Origin of the sequence: Marininema mesophilum (assembly GCF_900106775.1) — a bacterium.
Lineage (GTDB): Bacteria > Bacillota > Bacilli > Thermoactinomycetales > DSM-45169 > Marininema > Marininema mesophilum.
Genome location: NZ_FNNQ01000003.1, coordinates 100,441 through 120,866 on the forward strand (window position 1 = coordinate 100,441; position 20,426 = coordinate 120,866).

Genomic DNA, 20,426 nt, shown 5'->3' on the forward strand with positions numbered 1-20,426 from the left:
TTTTCAAAAAAGGCAACGAAGATGGTCAACAGCAAGGAGGTTTAGCGATGAAGGGTCTGATCAAAGGGATGGGCGTCACTCTGAAAACGATGACACAAAAAAAAGTGACGCATCATTACCCCGATGAACCGCTACCACTGCCTGATCGATTTCGTGGAATTCAGCATTTTGATCCAGAAAAGTGCATCGTCTGTAACCAATGTGCACGGGTATGCCCTACAGACTGTCTAACATTAACGGGGCGGAAGCATCCTGATCCGAGCAAACGAGGAAAAATCATCGATACCTACGATATCAACTTTGAGATCTGTATCCTTTGTGATCTCTGTACAGAGGTTTGTCCTACTGAAGCGATAGTGATGACTAATCATTTTGAGATGGCTGCCTATAGTCGAGACGATTTATTTAAGAATATGGAATGGCTCCACGATAACAATCGCCACATTCGTAAGGAGAACAACCTCAATGCGAAGGGGGTGAAGTGATGGCACTCTCACTCTCAGGGGAGTCCATTGCCTTCTTCGTTCTTTCTATGATGGCAATTGGTGGCGGGATTATGATGATCAACTCGACACGGGTTGTTCATATGGTGTTGGCACTTGCATTTAGCTTGTTGAGTATTGCGGGGATTTACGTTTTGTTGCATGCAGAGTTTCTAGCAGTCGTGCAGGTGTTGATCTATACAGGTGCGATTTCGATTTTGATGCTCTTTGGGATCATGTTGACGAAGCATAAAGTGGATGAGGAGGATGGATGGTCAGGACGTCTTGGGCATTCGCTCCTTAGTTTTTTGGGGGTAGGTGCTCTCTTCGCCATCGTCATGGGGGTGATTTATCGGACTCCCTTTGCTGGTAAAGTAGCGGCGACAAAATCTTTTACGGTAGAAGCATTAGGGAAGTCGGTTTTTAAGCAGTATGTGATTCCCTTTGAACTTACATCGATCCTCTTACTCGTGGCCTTGGTGGGAGCCGTTATCCTGGCCAAGAAGGAGGCGGATTCCTGATGCCAGTCACCTCATACCTTGCCTTGGGTGCGGTTCTTTTTAGTATCGGACTATATGGAGTACTCACCAAGCGAAATGCAGTCCTTGTTCTCTTTTCGATTGAGCTGATGCTAAATGCGGCCAATATCAACCTTGTCGCTTTTTCTAAATATGGGCTGTATGCCAATCAGACAGGACAGGTATTTACCCTGTTTACAATCACCATTGCCGCTGCAGAAGCGGCAGTGGGAATCGCGATTCTGTTTGCATTGTACCGTAATCGCAATACGACGAATGCTGATGAGTTTGACTCCATGAAGGGCTGAATGTCCACGCTTTCACTATGATCGAAGGTCGGGTGATTCCATGTCAGATATTGCGTGGTTGATACCACTTTTTCCGTTGTTGGCCTTTCTTCTATTGACGATGGGTGCCCGTCGTTTTTCTGATGGCGTGGCCTCTTTAATTGCTTCGGGTGCGGTATTGATTTCAGCTGGTCTGTCCGTGGGTGTGCTGATAGAAAAAGTGTCTATGGTAGCTCCCACGACGCTCCGCTGGCGGTGGCTTTCCCTAGGTGATCAATCGATTAGCTTTGGGGTTGAGGTGAATCAACTAAACGCCCTGATGTTGGTGGTCGTAAGTGTAGTCAGTTTGCTCGTTCATATATATGCTCGGGGATATATGGCAGGAGATCGGCGTGTACCTGCTTTTTACGCATATCTATCGCTCTTCACCTTTTCGATGTTGGGCCTTGTATTATCACCCAACTTACTACAACTCTACGTTTTTTGGGAGTTGGTAGGGGTGTGCTCCTTCTTGCTTATCGGGTTCTGGTATTTTAAACCCGAGGCAAAAAGGGCGGCTCGAAAGGCTTTTATCCTGACAAGGATCGGGGATGTTGGTCTTTTTATCGCTGTCATCCTAATTTTTTGGCAGGTAGGGAGTTTTGATTGGGGACCGATCTTTACTGCGGTGGAAGCGGGTAAGGTCGCCCCCGAGATGATCACCTTGATCGCGCTTTTGATTTTTGTAGGTGCAGTGGGGAAATCCGGTCAGTTTCCACTACATAGTTGGTTACCGGATGCGATGGAGGGACCGACACCTGTAAGTGCCCTCATCCATGCTGCCACGATGGTGGCGGCGGGGGTTTACTTGGTAGCACGAGCCTTTCCTATTTTTGAAGCTTCAGATATTGCCCTCGATACGGTCACCTATGTGGGGGCGTTTACAGCGATTTTTGCGGCATCGGTGGGGTTGGTGCAGCATGACATCAAACGAGTCCTTGCTTGGTCGACGGTGAGTCAGCTGGGGTATATGATGCTTGCACTTGGATCATCGGGTTATGTGGCGGGTGTCTTTCATTTAACCACCCATGCTAGTTTTAAGGCCCTCCTCTTTTTAGGGGCAGGGGCCGTGATTACAGCGCTTCACCATGAACAAGATATCCGCCAGATGGGTGGTTTGTGGAAAACTCAGCGAGTAGTGGGGTGGCTCTTTTTACTAGGGTGTCTAGCTATCGCGGGGATTCCTCCATTCTCTGGATTCTTTTCAAAGGAAGAGATTTTGACAGCGGCGTGGTTAGATGGACGGATCGATGTATTTATACTCGGTGTGATCACTGCCTTTCTCACTGCCTTTTATATGTTCCGCCTCTTCTTTCTCGTATTTATGGGGGGAAAGAAAGCGAAGGTGGAAGAGACCAGGGTTCCTCGCATCATGATCTGGCCGATTATTGTGCTAGCTCTTCCAACAGTAGGGGCGGGTTTCCTGGCATGGTTGCCCGAGCATGGTTTTAGTCATTGGTTAACTGAGGGGACAGGGATCGCAGCAGGGCCAGAAGGAGAGTCCCCGGGGTGGTTGCCTTTGTTGACGGTGTTGATTTCAGTGGTAGGGATCGGACTTGCATGGTTGCGCTACGGCCGCGGGCGGGTCAATAGTGCACAAGTGGAGGCAGAACCAGCGAAGGAGTTCAGCATCCACGGGCTGTTAAGCCATGCATACTATGTGGATGATCTTTACCGTTGGGTGTTTGTAAAGCCATATCGGTGGATCAGTTTGGCACTTACTTGGCTAGATCGATATGTTATAGCAGGGCTTGTTAAAGGAATTGGGCTGTTGTTTCAGAACCTGGGGCGTATCGGATCAACTATGCAAAATGGGCAAGCCCAAACCTATGCCCTGGTTAGCCTGCTAGGATTGGTGATATTGATCATGGGTCTGAGTGCGGGGAGGTGGTTTGGATGATGGAGATTGCTAAGGCGCTACCTACCTTCATTCTGTTTTCTCCATTGATAGGTGTGGCGGTCATCCTCTGGTTGCCTAGGCAAAAAAGCCAGTGGATTCGTATGGCAGGATTATTGGGTACCCTACCTCCTCTCCTTTTTGCTTTTTTCCTAGCGTGCCAATTTAACTTTACCCGAGGAGCGGTGCAATTTCGGCAGGATCTGCCTTGGTTTAGCATCCCGTTGGGTCAACAGAAATGGAATTTTTCCTATCAAGTAGGGGTGGATGGATTATCGTTGCCACTTTTGATGATGACAGCCATCATCGTTGTATTGGCAGCAATTGCTTCCTTCTCGATCAAGAAACGAGAAAAGGGATACTTTCTCCTCTTTTTGCTTTTAGAAATGGGAATGCTAGGAGTCTTTGTCGCCAGGAATCTCTTTCTCTTTTTTATCTTCTTTGAAGTCACCCTGGTCACGATGTTTTTCCTGATAGGGATCTGGGGCCTTGTGAATCGAGAGAGAGCGGCCAATCAATTCCTTCTTTATAATGGGGCAGGGTCCGTGTTGATGTTGCTTGGATTCATCGGGCTCTTGACGCTCTTTCAAACAATGGATTTTGATCGACTACTCGGGATCATGCACGATCCACAGATCATGCAGATGCTAGCTCAAAATGAGATGGCACAGAAGGTACTGATGGGGGCGTTCCTTTGCATCAGCCTTGCCTTTGCGATAAAACTTCCTGTCTTCCCATTCCATACTTGGATGCTCAAAGTGCATACAGAAGCACCTCCTCCAGTGGTGATGATCCACTCCGGGATTCTATTGAAGATGGGTGCTTATGGCTTGATTCGTTTTGGGGTGGAGCTATTTCCGACTCAGGTGAAGGAGATTGCTACGATACTAGCAGTACTAGGTTTGATCAACATTTTAATAGGTGCAGCCCTTGCCTTTGTTCAGAAAGATCTGAGGAGGATTCTCGCTTATTCTAGTGTGAGCCATATGGGAATTATTTTGTTTGGAATCGCTTCTCTCAATGTAGCTGGTTTGTCTGGCGCTGTATTCCAAGCAGTTTCCCATGGCTTTATTTCAGCGTTACTGTTCTTCTTTATCGGTCGACTCTATGAGCGGACACGAACGACGGATATTACGGAGTTAGGTGGATTGGCCTCTCCGATGCCCGTCATGACTGGGATTTTCCTTGTTGGTGGGTTGGCACTCCTCGGATTGCCTGGCTTGTCTGGTTTCATCTCTGAATTCCTGGCATTCCTCGGTCTCTTTCACACGCAACCGATCATCGCAGCAGTGGGGACACTGGGGCTTGTATTGGCGGCGGTGTATACTCTGCGAGCGGTACTAACTGTGGGCTTTGGGCCAACGGATACCCGCTGGCGTGAGTTGACTGATGCACGCTGGACGGAGACGATTCCAATGCTGACGATGGTGGGGGTCATCCTATTAATCGGAGTATGGCCAGCAGTGCTGGGAGATCCGATCCAGACCACGCTAGAACAGATTATGGCCAGGATGGGAGGGTAGGGGATGAACACATTAATCGACTATGATTGGACCGTAATGGCCCCAGAGTTAACGATTGTAGTTATGGCGGCTTTTCTTTCGGTCATCGACCTGTTTCTCCATCCAAATAAAGATCGACGGTTGTTCATGTGGCCTACCCTGATTGGGATTGTAGGTGCCATGTGTTTTGTAGGAATGAGCTGGGGAAAGCCTGCCTATCAAATTCTTGCAGATACGTATCGGGTAGACGATTTTGCGTTAGCTTTTAAAATGATCATGCTCATCGGGACAGCTTTCATCACCGTGATGTCCTATGGGGCGTTTCGTAAGGAGAAGGGGTTTGCAGAGGGGGAGTACTACTATCTTTTGTTGACCGCACTTCTTGGCGGGATGGTGATGGCTTCCTCTGGGGATTTAATCACTCTCTTTGTCGGCTTAGAGCTTCTGTCGATTTCGACCTACATTCTAGTAGGAATACGAAAACGAAGCGTGATGACCAATGAAGCAGCTTGGAAAAATGTTGTTTTAGGTGGGGTAGCCTCTGGGTTTATCCTATATGGGATGTCCTTCCTATATGGACTTACAGGGAGTACCAACCTTTTCACAGTACGAGATCGATTAGGGGAAGCCTTGACGAGTGGTTATGATCTCTATGCTTGGTTGGCTTTGTTCCTAATCGTGTTTGGCTTTGGCTTTAAAGTAGCCGCGGCTCCTTTTCATATGTGGGTTCCAGATGTGTACCAAGGGGCACCTACTCCGATTACCGCCTTCCTAGCGGCGATTTCAAAGACAGCGGCCATTGCTCTGATTTTGCGGATGTTTCTGATCGGCTTCATCCCTCTTTTTCAGGGAGGTAGGGGCACCGTGCTCGATGAGAAGACAGGGGGAAGGGTTCTTCTCATCTTAGCTGGGTTATCCATGATCGTCGGCACAGTCATCGCCCTGCGTCAGCAAGACGCCAAGCGATTGCTTTCTTACTCCAGCATTGCTCAAGCCGGGGTGATCCTCGTACCCTTGGCATCATGGGGGCCCTTCCTCTTCCCCAGTACGCTGTATTATTTAACGGGATATCTCTTTTCGACCGTTGGTGCCTTTAGCGTATTAATGCTGATCGAAAGGGAATCAAGAGATAGTCATCTCTCCTCCTTCGCAGGGCTTTCCCGACGATCCCCCTTTACAGCCCTCGCGATGACTCTCTTCCTCCTCTCTTTAGCGGGGATTCCGGTGACTGCGGGATTCTTTGGGAAGTTCTATATCCTAGCAAATGCAGTAGTGACCGGTTCACCAGAACACTGGGCGATGTACCTCATCGCTGGTATCATGCTAGTGACAACGGTTGCCTCCTATTTCTACTACTTTGCGATTATTCGCATGATGTATTTCCGTGCCTCCCAAGTAGAGGAGAAACTGCGGATTCCGGTTGGTGCAATGATCGTGATCAGCGTCGCGGCGGTTGCTACACTGGGGTTGGGTCTTATGCCTCAGTTGGTAGTTGATATATTAGGGAATGTTGATTGGGGAGCTTCGTTAGCGCCAGTGAAGTGAGGAATTAATAGGATTGGGAAGTTGAGAGAGCCGCTTATAGTGGCTCTTTTTTCCTCACTACTTCAACGACCACGGCAACTGTGAAATCCTCCGAAATAACCACTCAAATCCTGTCAAAAACAAACTCACTGTCAGCGCGGCGGAGTTACTAACGAGAAACAAGGGAAAGACCGTTGAGAGTCCGAGTAACAACAACGCATATAAGAAGAGGTCAATTAGTAACAGGGTAGAAAGACTGCGGAAGGGGGTAAGTAGGTAAGTAAGAGCCGTGCCGAAGATTGCCAGGATGAGTGCTGTTATCACTAAAAAATATGGAGAGGGTAAGCTTATCTCGGTTATTAACCGATTAGCGAAAAACAAGATGATCCAAGAGCTGGCCCAGCGAATGAGAAATGAGAAAATCACCAAGTATATCCTCCATTACTGGAATTTCAAAGTAGTATACCACCGGAGAAGTAACCTATGTCAAAGAAAAGGAAACCGTTGCGTTTAGTTTCGATTTGCGGTAGCATTGGAATATCTTGAATTCAAACACACAAGGAGTGCATGATGTATGGATGGAGCGACGGGCTTCGCTATGACTGCACTCGTCAATATTGTAATTTCTCTTGCTTGTATTGCGCTATGTTGGTGGGTTTTGCAAAACCTGCGTTTAGATGTGTTTATACGTAATTCTCAAGGAGCTAAAGGTAAGGCACTGTTAATCATTCTCTCCATCGTGCTCGGCCATGGGCTTGCTACCTTTATTATCGATTACACAAGCTGGTCGAGAATTCTTCCGCAACTGGTTGGGTGAGGACTTCTCTGGGGAGTCCCTGATGGTTGCAGTATATCTCTTTTATCCCACGTACAGACTGGTGGAAAAAGGGATAGGAGACGGTCACGATGAGAACGAGAGAGTGGATGCGCAGGGTGCTGATCCTGCTGTCGACGGCTTTTTTGCTAGCGACCACTCCACAACCACAGGCAGAAACAACTCTGACGGAGGTACTGGTAAAAACGGGTGCTACGCCAGAGAAATTTATGTTGCATCACGGTAGCCGTATGGCTAAACCAGTTTCCCGTAAGAGCCTGCCTCGTCGAGTGGAGAATCTTGCCCGGGATTTTGGTTTAGGGAAGATGCATGCAACACCGGTGGCAGAGGGTCTTAGGTGGACAGCTGAAGGTACGTGGGGACGAAACTTAAAAGTAGAATGTAACGTTATCGTTGATAAGCCTGAGGATACTTATGTACAACCTTACTTATCGATTCAAATTAAGGGGAGCGGGCGACCCGGTAAAGGGTTGATTGTTGCCCGGGATCATATGGTCCAGCTTCTCCGTCAATATCATATTCAACCTCGCACTCATTTTTCTATCCAAGGTATTGTATCCAAACCGACTGATTCCTATGGACAAAAAGACGAGACGATCCAACAAGTGCTTCAGCAGCTGAGAGCAAGAAAAGTTGAATCTATGGATACATATCGTACGATCAGTGTGTCCGCGTATACTCCTCTTTTTTCTGGGGGGCTTGTGACTAAGGGTGGAAAGATGAATGTTCAGGCGGCTGCAAAGGTAGCTACCGATGAGCGACATCTGGTATTGACCCTGGGTACCCCGATCATCACGATTGAATATTAGTTCGCGGAGGGAATTGCTTTGGAAAAAATCATTGTACGGGGCGGCAAACGCCTCAAAGGACGCGTCCGTGTACATGGTGCGAAAAACGCTGTCCTGCCTCTAATCGCTGCTTCCATCTTGCCATCTCGGGGAGATCTCGTGATCCAAGATGTGCCGATGTTAGAGGATGTTAAGACAATTACACAAGTACTTGAAAGTTTGGGTATTAAGGCAGATCTCAATGAAGAGAAGTGCTCGATTAAAATTAATGCAGAGAACCTGACAAGCACGCAGGCACCCTATGAATTGGTACGCAAAATGCGGGCTTCTTCCGTGGTTATGGGACCTCTTCTTGCGCGTAAAAAGCATTGCCGCATCCCCTTGCCAGGTGGTTGTGCAATCGGAACCCGGCCGATTGATCAACATCTAAAGGGTCTTAAAGCATTAGGTGTCGAGTTTGAAATCGGACAGGGCTACATCGAAGGACGTGTACCCGATCGTCTTCGTGGAACGAAGATCTATTTGGATGTTGCCAGTGTAGGTGCAACACAAAATATCATGATGGCTGCGGCTCTGGCAGAAGGACGAACCATCATTGAAAATGCAGCGTGCGAACCGGAAAACGTGGATTTGGCTAACTTCATCAATGCGATGGGTGGTCGGGTTCGCGGTGCTGGTACGGATACCATCCGCATCGACGGTGTCGACTTTTTGCATGGAACTGAATATTGCGTGATCCCAGATCGTGTAGAAGCAGGCACTTATATGGCTGCGGCTGCGATTACCCGTGGGGAAGTCTTTGTAGAGGGTGCTCTCTCGGATCACTTGAAACCCGTGATCGCGAAAATGCGTGAAATGGGCGTTGAAGTGCTGGAAGGAGAGAACGGGATTCATGTTCGAGCAGAAGGCGAATTGAAATCGGTTAACGTAAAAACACTTCCTCATCCAGGTTTTCCAACGGATATGCAATCACAGATGATGGCGCTCTTATTAACTGCTAATGGTACTAGCACATTGACAGAGACCGTTTTTGAAAATCGTTTTATGCATGTCGAGGAAATGAAGCGGATGGATGCCAAAATGAAAGTCGATGGCCGTACCGTGATGATAGAGGGTGGTCATCCCCTATCAGGCACTACCGTTCGTTCTACCGATCTACGAGCAGGTGCAGCCTTGGTATTACTCGGATTGATCGCTGATGGTGAAACAGAAGTAACTGATCTGTACCACATTGACCGTGGCTATGTAGACCTAGTAGGAAAGCTTCGTGCCCTCGGTGCTGATGTGGAACGGGTGACGGAAGAAGAGCTTCAGGAACGAATGAAAGCCAAGCACTCATACGCATAAATGATCTTTCCCCAAAAACCGCAGCAGGCCTGCGGTTTTTTTATGTTCAGAAGTTTGTAAAGGGATTTTTCCTTGAGTTACTTCTAGTGCTTCTTTATTCGACATAGGGTGTTAGGGAGGTTGTCCTTATGCGACGAAGAGGAGGCGGATAGGTTGCACAAAGGAATGTTTATTATAGGGTTATTGCTGGTTACCGTGATGATTGCGATACCGGCGGTATTGGTGAATCAAGCAGAGAGTCCATCTCTCGTCGAACAAGGGACACAGCATGAAGGTGCTGTCAATCAATCCAAACCGAATGTCGATTTATCCAAGGAGCCCAAAGTGACGATCTATTTAACGAATGAGAAACGGAAAATTACCCTACCATTGGAGAGGTATATTCGTGGGGTAGTAGCTGCTGAAATGCCTGCAGACTTTCACGTGGAAGCATTGAAAGCACAAGCGCTTACGGCTCGTACATTTATCGCTAATCGATTGGCGAAGAGCAGTTCTTCAGATATGGCCAAATGGGGTGCCAGGGCAAAAGGGGCTCAAGTGACGGATACAGTTCAGCACCAGGCATTTTTAACGGATAGGGCGTTGCGAGCCAATTGGGGAGATCATTATGAGACACTTTCTGAACGGGTCAATGAGGCAGTCTCCGCAACTGGAGGAGAAGTGATCCAGTATAAAGGAAAACCCATTTACGCGGCTTTTTTTTCCACAAGTAATGGGTACACCGAAAACTCCGAGGATTACTTTACAGAAAAAATGCCCTACCTGCGAAGTGTTGCTTCCCCTTGGGATCGTCAGTCTCCAAAATATGAAGCAGAACAAACACTCAGTGTTGCGGAGTTAGCCCAGCGCATTCAGAAGTATACCGGCAAACAAATTGCTATGTCTGCTGCAACGGGAAGCGGGATGATCCAGGTGAAGAATCGCACACCTGGGAAAAGGATTAGCCAATTGCAAATTGGAGATCAGAATTTTACAGGGCGCCAAGTAAGAGAAGCACTGGGGCTTTCCTCCTCGGACTTCACTTGGAGAGTAAAAGGTAAGGATATCACCTTTACCACACGGGGAAATGGGCATGGTGTAGGAATGAGCCAATGGGGAGCAAATTTGATGGCCCAAAAAGGAAAAAGTGTACAAACGATTATTAAGCATTACTATCAAGGGGTAGCAATAGCGAAAGAAGATTGGAAATAAAATAGTGACCAATACCGAGGAACCTATCGTTAGTGTACTTACGATGGGTTCTTTCGGTATCCGACTACTGTCATGAAATTATGATCAGGTACTAATTTTGTGATACAATCATTATGGCAGAAATATAGACGTTTATGAAAGAGAGGATAATCGACATGATCATCCAACCGAAATTCCGCGGATTTGTCTGTACGACAGCACACCCCGAAGGATGTGCTACCCATGTTCGTGAACAGATCGAGTATGTGAAGGGACAACCCTCTATTCAAGGACCGAAAAATGTCCTTGTCATCGGAGCTTCGACTGGCTACGGATTGGCATCCCGGATTAGTGCCGCCTTTAGTGCCAAGGCAGCCACTATAGGTGTATTTTTCGAGAAACCCGCCTCAGGAAAACGGACAGCCACTGCTGGATGGTACAATTCAGCAGCCTTTGAACAGGAGGCACATCGTGAAGGACTCTATGCGAAAAGCATCAATGGGGATGCCTTTTCCAATGAATTAAAACAGCAGACCATTGACTTGATAAAAAAAGATCTTGGTCAAGTGGACCTCGTCATCTATAGCCTCGCTTCACCCAAACGGAAACACCCTGTGACGGGTGAACTCTTCTCCTCTGTCTTAAAGCCGATTGGGCGTCCTTATGCAAGTAAAACCGTCGATTTCCATACGGGCGTCGTTTCCGAGGTTAGCATTGAGCCTGCCAATGACGAAGAAATTCGACAAACCGTCGCTGTGATGGGCGGGGAAGATTGGGAGATGTGGGTTCAGGCCTTGAGTGAAGCGGGTGTTCTTGCAGATGGAGCCACCACCTTAGCCTACTCTTATCTCGGTCCTACTCTAACCTGGCCGATATACCGTGATGGTTCGATCGGTCGCGCCAAGATTGATTTAGATGAAACTGCTCATCGGTTAGATCGTCGTTTAAAAGAACGGGGAGGACGAGCGTATGTTTCGGTCAATAAAGCGGTTGTGACCCAATCAAGCTCTGCCATTCCAGTCGTACCACTCTATATATCCATACTCTTTAAACTGATGAAAGAACAAGGGACACACGAGGGCTGTACAGAACAGATCTATCGTCTTCTTTCCGAGCGGTTATATGGCGGTGAAGCCACTGTCGATGAGAATGGACGATTACGGATTGATGATCTGGAGATGAAGCCTGAGATCCAAGAAGAAGTTACCCGACTATGGGAAAAGATCGGTACAGATAACATCAAGGAATTATCCGATCTAACAAGTTATCGCGAAGAGTTTTTCCGTCTATTTGGTTTTGAATTTGACGGGGTCGATTATAAAGCTGACATCGACCCGGATGTGAAGATTCCTAGTATTAATGAATAGGTAGAAACAAAAAAATTGGTAGAAACAAAAAAAGAGGCTATCCCAGGTAGATTTCTCTTCCTTAGGGATAGCCTCTTTTTTCTATTTTTAAGAGTTAGAAGGGGTGCTAGTTTTAGAGGTAGTGCTCTATTGAATCATCGAAGAAGGGTCGAATTTTGCGGATTGTTAGTATCATTCCATGACTGAAAATGAGCATCTCTTTCAAATAAGAATGCATCTATGTTTGAAACAAAAACGAAGAAGTGATTTCATTCAATCAATGTCAAAGTGCAAAGTTATCGACGAAAAAAATATGAAAAAACCTTATGGAATGGTATAAAACGGGAATTGTGTGTCGAGAATGGTTGCTGAGGTGATAACCCAATGAAACCCGAAGACAATAAACCGGTAAAGCCGGTCAGTAAAGTCTCTAGTCTCAAGTGGAAACGCCTCTTCGCCAAAAAGTGGTTTTTCCCAGCTGTCTATCTAGCTACCGCAGCACTCATCCTAAGCCTGGTATGGTGGTATCAAGGCGCCCAAAATTCCGGCGTTAATAAGACCAATACCAGCTGGGAAGATTCGTTCAAACAGGAAGAGCCCACAGTTGGCAAGAGCGAACACATGAAACTTCCTACCAAAGAGACTTCAAACACGCTTGAATCGATGGGCTACTATGATGAAGCTGCTTCTGAAAAGTCAAAAGAGGCCTCACTCGTCAAATATGCAAACACCTATTGGCCTCACTCTGGTTTGGATTATGCCCGTAAAGATGGAAAATCCTTCGCGGTGTTAGCCGCTATGAGCGGAAAAGTGCTTCGCGTTGAGGAGAATCCATTGACTGGAAACCAAGTAGAGTTGCGTCATGAAGATGGGATAGTGACTGTATATCAAAGCTTAGATGATGTATCCGTCAAAGAAGGGGATTCGATTTCCCAAGGAGATACCATCGCGAAGGCAGGTCGCAATAGCTTTGAAAAAGAGGCGGGGACCCATTTACACTTTGAAATTCGTAAAGATGGTGAATCCGTTAATCCTGCACAATATCTAAAAAAACAATAATGAATTCCAACATTCTCGACCCCTGCTTCCCAAAGAGGCGGGGTTTTTTTATGGGCGTATTCAGCTGAATTGCGGGAAAATTTGGGCGCAAACGGCTTGTCACGGCCTGTCAGATGAGAATAACCGCTGACACGCCTCATATAATGTACCAGACATTCAGAGAGGGAGGCGAGGGGAGTGCACGATTACATCAAAGAGCGGACAATAAAAATTGGTCGCTACTTCGTGGAAACCCGAAACACCGTCCGCACGATTGCTAAAGAGTTTGGGGTTTCCAAGAGCACTGTACACAAGGATTTGACCGAGCGACTACCCGAAATAAACGCCGATTTGGCCAATCAGGTCAAAGAGATTTTAGAGTATCACAAGTCAATTCGACATCTACGGGGTGGCGAAGCCACGAAGATCAAGTATAAACGTACTCGTCCTCAGAAAGAAGTAAAAGATTTGGAGACGACGGTTAAGGTTTAATAAGGAATACATGTGGAATACCTCGCCTACTCGTTAGGAAAATTGGGTATGCATTCCGGGTCCCGGTTGAAATACATATTGCCGTAAGAACCGGTTCCCTAGGCGCCGGTTCTCCGGTCCCGGCAAGGAGTAGGAAGTCCTGATGGTGGAAATTTTTTATTCCACCTCGTTTCTTTTTACTTTAGAGAGTTGGTAAATGATGTAACAACCTATCTATAGATGACATAGAGAGTAGACTTGTACTTATAGTTGCGATATATTTTATCTATGGAGCAAGTACAACTGACAGGATTTAATAAGCCGTAAATAGAGAAAAATGCGGTTTTTCGGTTGGACGAGCTACCCGATGTTTGCGTAAATTAACTTTTTGCTGCTCGGAGAGGATATCAACATGCAGGGGAACGATAACAAACAGCCCCGGGTGCGGGAAGACGGCAAAGCGTATAAGCAAAGGGTGGCCTCCCATGAGGTCGGGGACAAAAACCTTCCCCGGCGGGAGGGAACAGACTCCCCCGAAGCCGAGAAGGAAATACGCACTGAGCGGGATGAGGAAAGTCAAATAGTCGAAGAGGAAAAGCCTGATGTTTCTACGGAGGATCCTCAAGCATCGAAGAAGGAAGAGCATGAGGACCAACGGGAGGGAGCAAAGGTGGCCCAATTAGATCATACTGAGAATGATTCAACTATTGGGGAGGATCAAAAATCTCCAGAAGATCCGTCTATTGACAAGAGTTGGGATGATCTTGAAGTAGATGAGACCTATCGGAAAGCGGAGAAAGAGCAAGATACAACTGATTCGGAAGAAGATACAGCTGGTTCGGAAGAAGAACAAGATAAAGCTGATTCGGAAGAAGAGCAAGCCTCAACTAACCAGGATGATCAGGTTTGGGAAGGTCGATTGGATCAGGATTGGGGTGTCCCACCAGCACAGCCAGAACCAGAGTTGGAAGAGGATCGCCCCAAGCCTGCTGGTGAATTGAAGTGGAAAAAAGATGAAGTCGTATCCCCTGTTCATCAAGGGGAGGGAGACGCTGAAGATCCTCCTAACCAAGATGCTGTTTCGCAAGAGCTGAAGCATAGAGAAACTGAAGGCGATTCCACGGTATCGGATTTAGAAATATGGACAGAGCCTTCTGCTAGATCCGAGTTTAATCGCCGGAAGCTTATGAAGTTTGCCTTTGTCTGGTTACCCGTACTTTCCCTTGGAACGTTATTGGGAGGAGTACTTATCGGTTATAGTGTGATCGGGAAAGGTTCTGTAGGTGATGTATTTACTATGAACTTGTGGGAGCACTTATACAAATTGGTTTACGGGTAAATAGGGCCCGTCTCCGCTATCTTTCGGATAGCTAGGACGGGGTCTTTTATAGTCTAGCAGGTGCTGTTTATAGAGTGGGCTGATCTGAGTGGGAGGAGGGATCCCGATGAATGTGCCCAATCTGCTTACTGTTTTTCGGTTCGTTCTCATCCCGGTATATTTAGTTTTGTTCTTCTCTGAACTTCCTAACCGAACAGTGTGGGCATTTGGGGTATTGTTGTTGGCTGGTCTGACAGATGTGCTGGATGGGTATTTAGCACGTCGCCATCAACAAGTCACTCAACTAGGGGTGATGTTGGATCCGCTCGCAGATAAACTGATGATGCTAGCGGTTTTCCTATCCTTACTTGTTTCTCAAATGATCAGTATTACTGCGGCAATAGCGATATTTATTCGAGATTTGGGGATGATCTCATTATCTGCATTTTTTCACTTCCGTGGGAAACTAACAGTACCCGCTAATTTAATGGGAAAATTGACAACTGTACTGTACTACATAGCCCTTTCCTTATTGATGTTTGGGTACCCATCGGGAAGTGAGTTCTTATGGGGCGTTATTATTTTCTCCTTTATTACATCATTGATCTATTTGCTACAATTTAAGATGTTGAACCAGCGAACGATGTAAAGAAGGGTATCTAAAGAGATGCTCTTTTTTTCTGGAAATGTCTATCGGGGGTGTCAGGTTTGGCTGAGAAAAACGTGATTCGGGCGTTAATGGTACAAACGCCATCATTGCCTGGTAATTTGGGTCGGGTAGCGTCTGCTATCGGAATGATGGGGGGAGATATTGGCGAGATTGAAACTGTTCAGGTAGGCCCCACTTGGACGATGCGCAATATCATTGTTTCTTGCGATAGCGAAACGCATTTGCAAGAGGTGCTGGAGACGGTTCGCAATCTAGAGGGAGTCATTCTCCATGCTGTCTCAGACGATGTGCTTCAAGCTCATGAGGGTGGAAAAATACATATGACAAGTCGTCTGGATATCCACTCGATCTCAGATCTACGCCGGGTGTATACACCTGGGGTGGCTGAGGTTTGTCGGGAGATCGAGAAAGACCCAGAGAAGGCGCGTATCTATACAAGTATCGGAAATTCTGTGGCGATCGTAACGGATGGGACGGCCATTCTCGGTTTGGGAGATATCGGTTCAGTCGCAGGGATGCCAGTAATGGAGGGGAAGGCGGCTCTCTTTGATCGCTTTGTCGGAATTAGTGGAATCCCTATTCTCTTGAACACGAAGGACCCGGATGAAATTGTGCGTACAGTGAAAAATATCGCGTCAGGCTTTGGTGGTATCCTGTTAGAGGATATCGGTTCACCCCATTGCTTTGAAGTGGAGGAGCGACTAAAGAATGAGCTTGATATTCCTGTCATGCACGATGATCAACATGGAACAGCCGTTGTTACACTAGCCGCAGTTATTTCCGCCTGTCGAAGTGCTGGGGTTGATCTAAAGGATGCTTCGGTGGGTCAGATCGGTCTTGGTGCAGCAGGGCTTGCCATTTGCCGCATGTGTATGGCCTATGGAGTAAGCGATGTTGTCGGAGTTGATCTTTCCGAGGATGCAAAGGCACGTTTGGCTCAATATGGTGGGGCACCTGTAGATTCGTTGCCCGAACTTATGGAGCGGTGCGATATCGTTATTGCTACTACGGGTGTACCTGGGTTGATTAAAAAAGAATGGATACGGAAGGGACAAGTCATTCTTTCTCTGTCTAATCCGAAACCTGAGATCGAACCAGAGGAGGCCTTAGCTGCAGGTGCCGCATATGCCGCAGATGGGCGTTCTGTTAATAATGTATTAGGCTTCCCAGGGATTTTCCGAGGGGTTTTAAATGCTCGTTCCACTGAAATTACACCGCAGATGTTGACAGCGGCGGCTGAAGCTATCGCAGCTTGTACAAAACCCGGGTATCTTGTTCCTAACCCGTTGAATGCACGGGTGCATCAAGTTGTTGCTGAAGCGGTAGAGACCGTTGCTCATTCTTAAGATACGATAGAGCCTCAAAGAAGGGGCACCGAGAGGTTTTCCCGGTGCCTTTTATTTAAAGCCATCGCCACTAGTAAGCGAAGGACCATCTTTAGTCTAAGATCCTCTGGTTCCTTTCATACATGGAAAAAGAACGTTCACTCATCAGGATTTGGAACTTTGTGTTACAATAGACGGGCTATTGTCCGATCAATAAGTTCGGTATCATAAAATACATACTGGCATCGATTGTGAAGGGAGAGAACAAGAGGGAAATGGATAGCCAACAAATTCAGGAAATACTCCCCCATCGGTACCCCTTTTTAATGGTGGATCGTATTTTGGAGTGCGAGATGGGTAAAAGAGCAGTCGGATTGAAAAATGTAAGTATCAATGAGCCCTTTTTCCAGGGCCACTTCCCAGGGTATCCAGTAATGCCTGGGGTACTTATCGTTGAAGCTTTGGCTCAGGTAGGTGCCTATGCGGTATTGGGGATGGATGATCTTCGAGGAAAGCTCGGGTTTTTAGCTGGTGTAGATAACTTTCGTTTTCGAGGTCAAGTGAAACCAGGAGATACGCTTACCTTAGAAGTGGAGTTACTCCGGGTACGCTCTTCCATGGGTAAGGGGAAAGGAATTGCCAAGGTGGATGGTCAGGTTGTTGCAGAAGGAGAGCTTCTATTTGCCATTGTCGATTCCAACTAAGCTGAAAAGATAGATCGAGTGAAGGGGTTGACCAAAGCACATCTTGTGCAAAGAGGTCAACCCCTTTTTCAGGGGGGAATTACCAGGCGCGAACGAGAAGATAAAGAAGACCCCAGATGAGGAAGGCGAGTAGACTAGCGTTGATCAGCCCGATGATTGAATCTAACGGATCGGGTTCGTCGGATGCGCGATTATTGCGGGTTGCGGACACGGTGGATCTTCCTTCCGCTAGTTTAGGTCATGACCTTAGCATCACACAGAGATCCTCTAACCATTCTCTTCATTGTTTATAAAGAGTTAGTTAATTTCCGATTAATCATGTACCCTATCGTCCTTTCATCTCGTTAAAATGAAGAGGATTTTTTAATCCATCTGCGAGAAAAAGTGAGGGAAATCTGTGAAGACGGTAACCATCGTAGGAGCACGTCCCCAATTTATCAAAGCAGCACCTGTTTCTCGAAGTTTACGGAGGCAAGGTGAAGAGGTCCTTGTTCATACAGGTCAGCATTATGATCAGGCCATGTCGGATGTTTTTTTTGAGGAGTTAATGATACCCGCTCCCGATTATCATCTAGGTGTGGGGTCAAAAGGACACGGTGCACAAACCGGGGAGATGCTTGCCCTGGTGGAGGAAGTTCTGATAAGAGAAAAACCAGACTGGGTGCTTGTGTACGGAGATACAAACTCCACCATTGCAGGGGCACTCGCTGCGGCGAAGCTTCATATCCCTGTCGCACATGTGGAGGCGGGATTACGTAGTTTTAACCGTCGGATGCCAGAGGAAGTGAACCGTGTGCTGACGGATCATGTATCTACCCTTCTCTTCTGTCCCACAGATACAGCGGTGCGTCATTTAGCAGCGGAGGGAATCACATCTGGGGTAAAGCAGGTTGGGGATGTGATGGTGGATGCTGTACGCTACAATCGGGAATTGGCTAGTCAGTCTTCAAAAATCTTGGGGCAACTTGGTCTTAAAAGAGGTTCCTATGTGTTAGTCACGCTTCATCGAGCGGAGAATACTGACGATCCAAGACGGTTGAGTGAGATTGTAGGGGCGCTCAATCAATTGTCGATACCCGCTATTCTTCCCCTTCATCCACGAACACAGGGGAGAATGGAGGAGGTAGGTTTAGCTTTTCATAATCCTCATCTGGTAGTAATCGAACCCGTCGGGTATTTAGATATGCTTTATCTCGAGTCCCAGGCTGCCAAGATTTTGACAGACTCAGGTGGAGTGCAGAAGGAAGCATTTGTACTGGGGATACCCTGTATCACCATGCGTGATGAGACAGAATGGACAGAGACTGTAGAACAACGTGCAAACTGTCTAACAGGTGCTGATCGAGAAAGAATTATTGACGCAATAGAGAATTTTTCAGCGGACTTTTTCGATATAGTCCCAGTATTTGGTGATGGATACGCTGCAGATCGAATTGTAGAGAACCTATTGGCCTATAAAATAAGATAAGGCCCGGTCCGCCCCGTGGCCTGGGAAAGGAAGATGGGTTGCTGACTATGAAATTAAACGTATTGGTGATTTCCCATTTATATCCAAATCCAGCCAACCCGATGGCGGGGATATTTGTTCACAACCAAGTAAAAGCGCTACGTGATGAAGGAATCGAATGTCGAGTTCTTTCTCCTATTCCTCATTTCCCCTTCTATCCAAAGTGGCGTGATTACCAACGATTTCCCCGAACGGCTACCATGGATGGGATCTCGATCCGCTATGTGCCGACCTTTATGATGCCAGGTGGGTTGTTTTTTTCTGCATACGGGTATTTTTACTATCAGGCATTGCATAATGAAGTGGCAGAGATAGGAAGGCAGTTCTCCTTTGATCTCATTCATTGCCATACGATTTATCCTGATGGGTATGCGGGTGCTAAATTAAAAGATGCTTTTTCGGTTCCTGTGATCAGTACGATCCATGGGTCAGATATTCGCCTATATCCTCAACAATCCAAGGGTGTTTATATACGAACTGAGGAGGCGTTACGGAAGAACGATCATGTCATCACGGTTAGTGAACAGTTAAAAAGAGATACACAAAAGATTGTGGCTGGGGTAGAGGCGACAACGATTTATAATGGATTCGATCCCCATCGATTCTCCCCCATGAGTCAGAAAGCAGCACGGAAGAAGTTAGGCATTTCAGCCGATATGAAATCCATTCTCTATGTGGGCAATCTGTATAAGGTAAAGGGGCTCCATGTGTTAATTGATGCATTTGCTCGATTAGCCGCTCAGGATGATCAGGTGAATCTTTATCTTGTCGGGAGTGGCCCTCTTCAGGGAGAGTTACAAAGCCAGGCTCGGGAGGCGGGTATCAGTAATCAGATCCATTTTATCGGTCGGCGATCCCATGAGGAGATTCCTATGTGGATCAATAGTTGTGATGTGGTGGCATTAACTAGCCTTAGTGAAGGCCTTCCCTCGATCATTATGGAGGCTATGGGGTGTGGCAAGCCTGTTGTTGCTACAGATGTTGGTGGGATATCGGAAGTCTTACAGCATCGTCGTACGGGCTTTTTGGTGAAACCTGAGCGTCCAGAGGAGATGGCCCAATGCTTATCCATCCTTTTAGCGGAGAATGAAGGGCTCGCCTATGATATGGGAGAGCGAGCATTTACAGAGTCAGGAGCGCTTACCTGGAAACGTAATGCTGAGCAGGTCCGAAGCTTATATGAAAAGGTTGTACACCCCGTTTAGAAGGGATTGCTCTAATAAAGAGAGTATTTGGTATTATGTACATACTTTGATACCGTACATTAGGCTTAGGATTTAACTGATATTGGAACTGGGAGAACAGGAGTCTTATCCCTTCACAAGTGTTGTATGGATGTTCACTGGATATCCTGTAGTCCCTAAAGATAATCAAAAGACCTGACCCTAAAGTATAGAAAGATTAATTAATAATAATGTAGCTTCGATTATTTAGGAACTAGCCGCGGCGATCCGCGGTTTTTTGTTTTATAAATGATTCTAATGGGTAATAGAGTTCCGTAAGATGTAATATTTGTTATATTGAGGGGTTCTATCGGAGGTACCCATTGGACGAGGGTTGGATAGGGGTATCACTTTTGTACAGATATTGTAAAGAAAGATTTAAAAGTTTATGGAAATGATACACCAGCCAATTTCACTATGGTACATTGGACGCGA

General features: G+C 46.8%; 21 protein-coding genes. 19 read left to right on the forward strand and 2 right to left on the reverse strand.

Annotated features, from left to right (window positions below; all coding sequences use genetic code 11):
* Positions 1–47: 47 nt before the first annotated feature.
* Genes nuoI through BLV90_RS04040 form a run of 6 tightly spaced genes read left to right on the forward strand, consistent with a single transcriptional unit; the run spans position 48 to position 6,270 of the window.
* The gene (gene nuoI, locus BLV90_RS04015) at positions 48–485 is read left to right on the forward strand and encodes an NADH-quinone oxidoreductase subunit NuoI (protein WP_091736555.1); all 438 of its coding nucleotides are present in this window, start codon (positions 48–50) and stop codon (positions 483–485) included.
* Positions 485–1,003 carry an NADH-quinone oxidoreductase subunit J gene (locus BLV90_RS04020; RefSeq protein ID WP_091736558.1) on the forward strand — a complete coding sequence of 173 codons (519 nt, stop codon included), beginning with the start codon at positions 485–487 and terminating at the stop codon, positions 1,001–1,003. Before nuoI ends, BLV90_RS04020 begins: the two co-directional genes overlap by 1 nt.
* Entirely contained in the window at positions 1,003–1,308 is a 306-nt protein-coding gene (gene nuoK / locus BLV90_RS04025) for an NADH-quinone oxidoreductase subunit NuoK (RefSeq protein ID WP_091736561.1), read from the forward strand. Before BLV90_RS04020 ends, nuoK begins: the two co-directional genes overlap by 1 nt.
* Before the next feature lie 40 nt (positions 1,309–1,348).
* Positions 1,349–3,226 (forward strand): NADH-quinone oxidoreductase subunit L, encoded by a 1,878-nt coding sequence (gene nuoL, locus BLV90_RS04030; protein ID WP_091736564.1) that lies wholly within the window; start codon positions 1,349–1,351, stop codon positions 3,224–3,226.
* A complete protein-coding gene (locus BLV90_RS04035; RefSeq protein WP_177167886.1) occupies positions 3,223–4,746 on the forward strand; it encodes a complex I subunit 4 family protein in 1,524 nt (507 codons plus the stop codon). The genes nuoL and BLV90_RS04035 overlap by 4 nt, the downstream gene beginning before the upstream one ends.
* 3 nt (positions 4,747–4,749) lie before the next feature.
* Complete coding sequence (locus tag BLV90_RS04040; protein WP_091736568.1) at positions 4,750–6,270, forward strand: NADH-quinone oxidoreductase subunit N; 1,521 nt, start codon at positions 4,750–4,752, stop codon at positions 6,268–6,270.
* 57 nt (positions 6,271–6,327) lie between these two features.
* On the opposite strand, the gene BLV90_RS15940 is transcribed toward BLV90_RS04040, so the two are convergent.
* A complete protein-coding gene (locus BLV90_RS15940; RefSeq protein WP_143034993.1) occupies positions 6,328–6,675 on the reverse strand; it encodes a hypothetical protein in 348 nt (115 codons plus the stop codon).
* A 148-nt stretch (positions 6,676–6,823) separates the two neighbouring features.
* Here BLV90_RS15940 and BLV90_RS04050 point away from each other — a divergent pair, with 148 nt between their 5' ends.
* From BLV90_RS04050 to fabZ, 11 genes are all read left to right on the forward strand, one after another.
* The gene (locus BLV90_RS04050) at positions 6,824–7,066 is read left to right on the forward strand and encodes a DUF1146 domain-containing protein (RefSeq protein ID WP_091736574.1); all 243 of its coding nucleotides are present in this window, start codon (positions 6,824–6,826) and stop codon (positions 7,064–7,066) included.
* 89 nt (positions 7,067–7,155) lie between these two features.
* Positions 7,156–7,893 carry a YwmB family TATA-box binding protein gene (locus BLV90_RS04055; RefSeq protein ID WP_091736577.1) on the forward strand — a complete coding sequence of 246 codons (738 nt, stop codon included), beginning with the start codon at positions 7,156–7,158 and terminating at the stop codon, positions 7,891–7,893.
* 18 nt (positions 7,894–7,911) lie between these two features.
* Positions 7,912–9,219: a UDP-N-acetylglucosamine 1-carboxyvinyltransferase gene (murA, locus tag BLV90_RS04060; protein ID WP_091736580.1), complete on the forward strand. Its 1,308-nt coding sequence runs from the start codon at positions 7,912–7,914 to the stop codon at positions 9,217–9,219.
* Positions 9,220–9,372: 153 nt separating this feature from the next.
* Positions 9,373–10,410 (forward strand): stage II sporulation protein D, encoded by a 1,038-nt coding sequence (spoIID, locus tag BLV90_RS04065; RefSeq protein WP_245726246.1) that lies wholly within the window; start codon positions 9,373–9,375, stop codon positions 10,408–10,410.
* Positions 10,411–10,565: 155 nt separating this feature from the next.
* Positions 10,566–11,756, forward strand: a complete 1,191-nt coding sequence (gene fabV, locus BLV90_RS04070) for an enoyl-ACP reductase FabV (RefSeq protein ID WP_091736583.1) — start codon at positions 10,566–10,568, stop codon at positions 11,754–11,756.
* A 363-nt stretch (positions 11,757–12,119) separates the two neighbouring features.
* The gene (locus BLV90_RS04075) at positions 12,120–12,794 is read left to right on the forward strand and encodes a M23 family metallopeptidase (protein ID WP_091736586.1); all 675 of its coding nucleotides are present in this window, start codon (positions 12,120–12,122) and stop codon (positions 12,792–12,794) included.
* Positions 12,795–12,971: 177 nt separating this feature from the next.
* Complete coding sequence (gene spoIIID, locus BLV90_RS04080) at positions 12,972–13,265, forward strand: sporulation transcriptional regulator SpoIIID (RefSeq protein WP_091736588.1); 294 nt, start codon at positions 12,972–12,974, stop codon at positions 13,263–13,265.
* Positions 13,266–13,656: 391 nt separating this feature from the next.
* On the forward strand, positions 13,657–14,583 hold the full coding sequence (locus BLV90_RS04085; RefSeq protein ID WP_091736591.1) for a DNA-directed RNA polymerase subunit beta: 927 nt from the start codon (positions 13,657–13,659) through the stop codon (positions 14,581–14,583).
* Between the two features lie 106 nt (positions 14,584–14,689).
* Positions 14,690–15,211 carry a CDP-diacylglycerol--glycerol-3-phosphate 3-phosphatidyltransferase gene (gene pgsA / locus BLV90_RS04090; protein ID WP_091736594.1) on the forward strand — a complete coding sequence of 174 codons (522 nt, stop codon included), beginning with the start codon at positions 14,690–14,692 and terminating at the stop codon, positions 15,209–15,211.
* Between the two features lie 89 nt (positions 15,212–15,300).
* The gene (locus BLV90_RS04095) at positions 15,301–16,578 is read left to right on the forward strand and encodes an NAD-dependent malic enzyme (RefSeq protein WP_425433860.1); all 1,278 of its coding nucleotides are present in this window, start codon (positions 15,301–15,303) and stop codon (positions 16,576–16,578) included.
* A 254-nt stretch (positions 16,579–16,832) separates the two neighbouring features.
* Positions 16,833–17,261: a 3-hydroxyacyl-ACP dehydratase FabZ gene (fabZ, locus tag BLV90_RS04100; protein ID WP_091736600.1), complete on the forward strand. Its 429-nt coding sequence runs from the start codon at positions 16,833–16,835 to the stop codon at positions 17,259–17,261.
* A gap of 79 nt (positions 17,262–17,340) precedes the next feature.
* On the opposite strand, the gene BLV90_RS16640 is transcribed toward fabZ, so the two are convergent.
* On the reverse strand, positions 17,341–17,472 hold the full coding sequence (locus tag BLV90_RS16640; RefSeq protein ID WP_281241998.1) for a hypothetical protein: 132 nt from the start codon (positions 17,470–17,472) through the stop codon (positions 17,341–17,343).
* Positions 17,473–17,658: 186 nt separating this feature from the next.
* Between BLV90_RS16640 and wecB the strand changes: the two genes are divergently transcribed.
* Positions 17,659–18,729, forward strand: a complete 1,071-nt coding sequence (wecB, locus tag BLV90_RS04105) for a non-hydrolyzing UDP-N-acetylglucosamine 2-epimerase (RefSeq protein WP_091736603.1) — start codon at positions 17,659–17,661, stop codon at positions 18,727–18,729.
* Between the two features lie 47 nt (positions 18,730–18,776).
* On the forward strand, positions 18,777–19,973 hold the full coding sequence (locus BLV90_RS04110) for a glycosyltransferase family 4 protein (protein ID WP_091736607.1): 1,197 nt from the start codon (positions 18,777–18,779) through the stop codon (positions 19,971–19,973).
* Positions 19,974–20,426 lie beyond the last annotated feature (453 nt).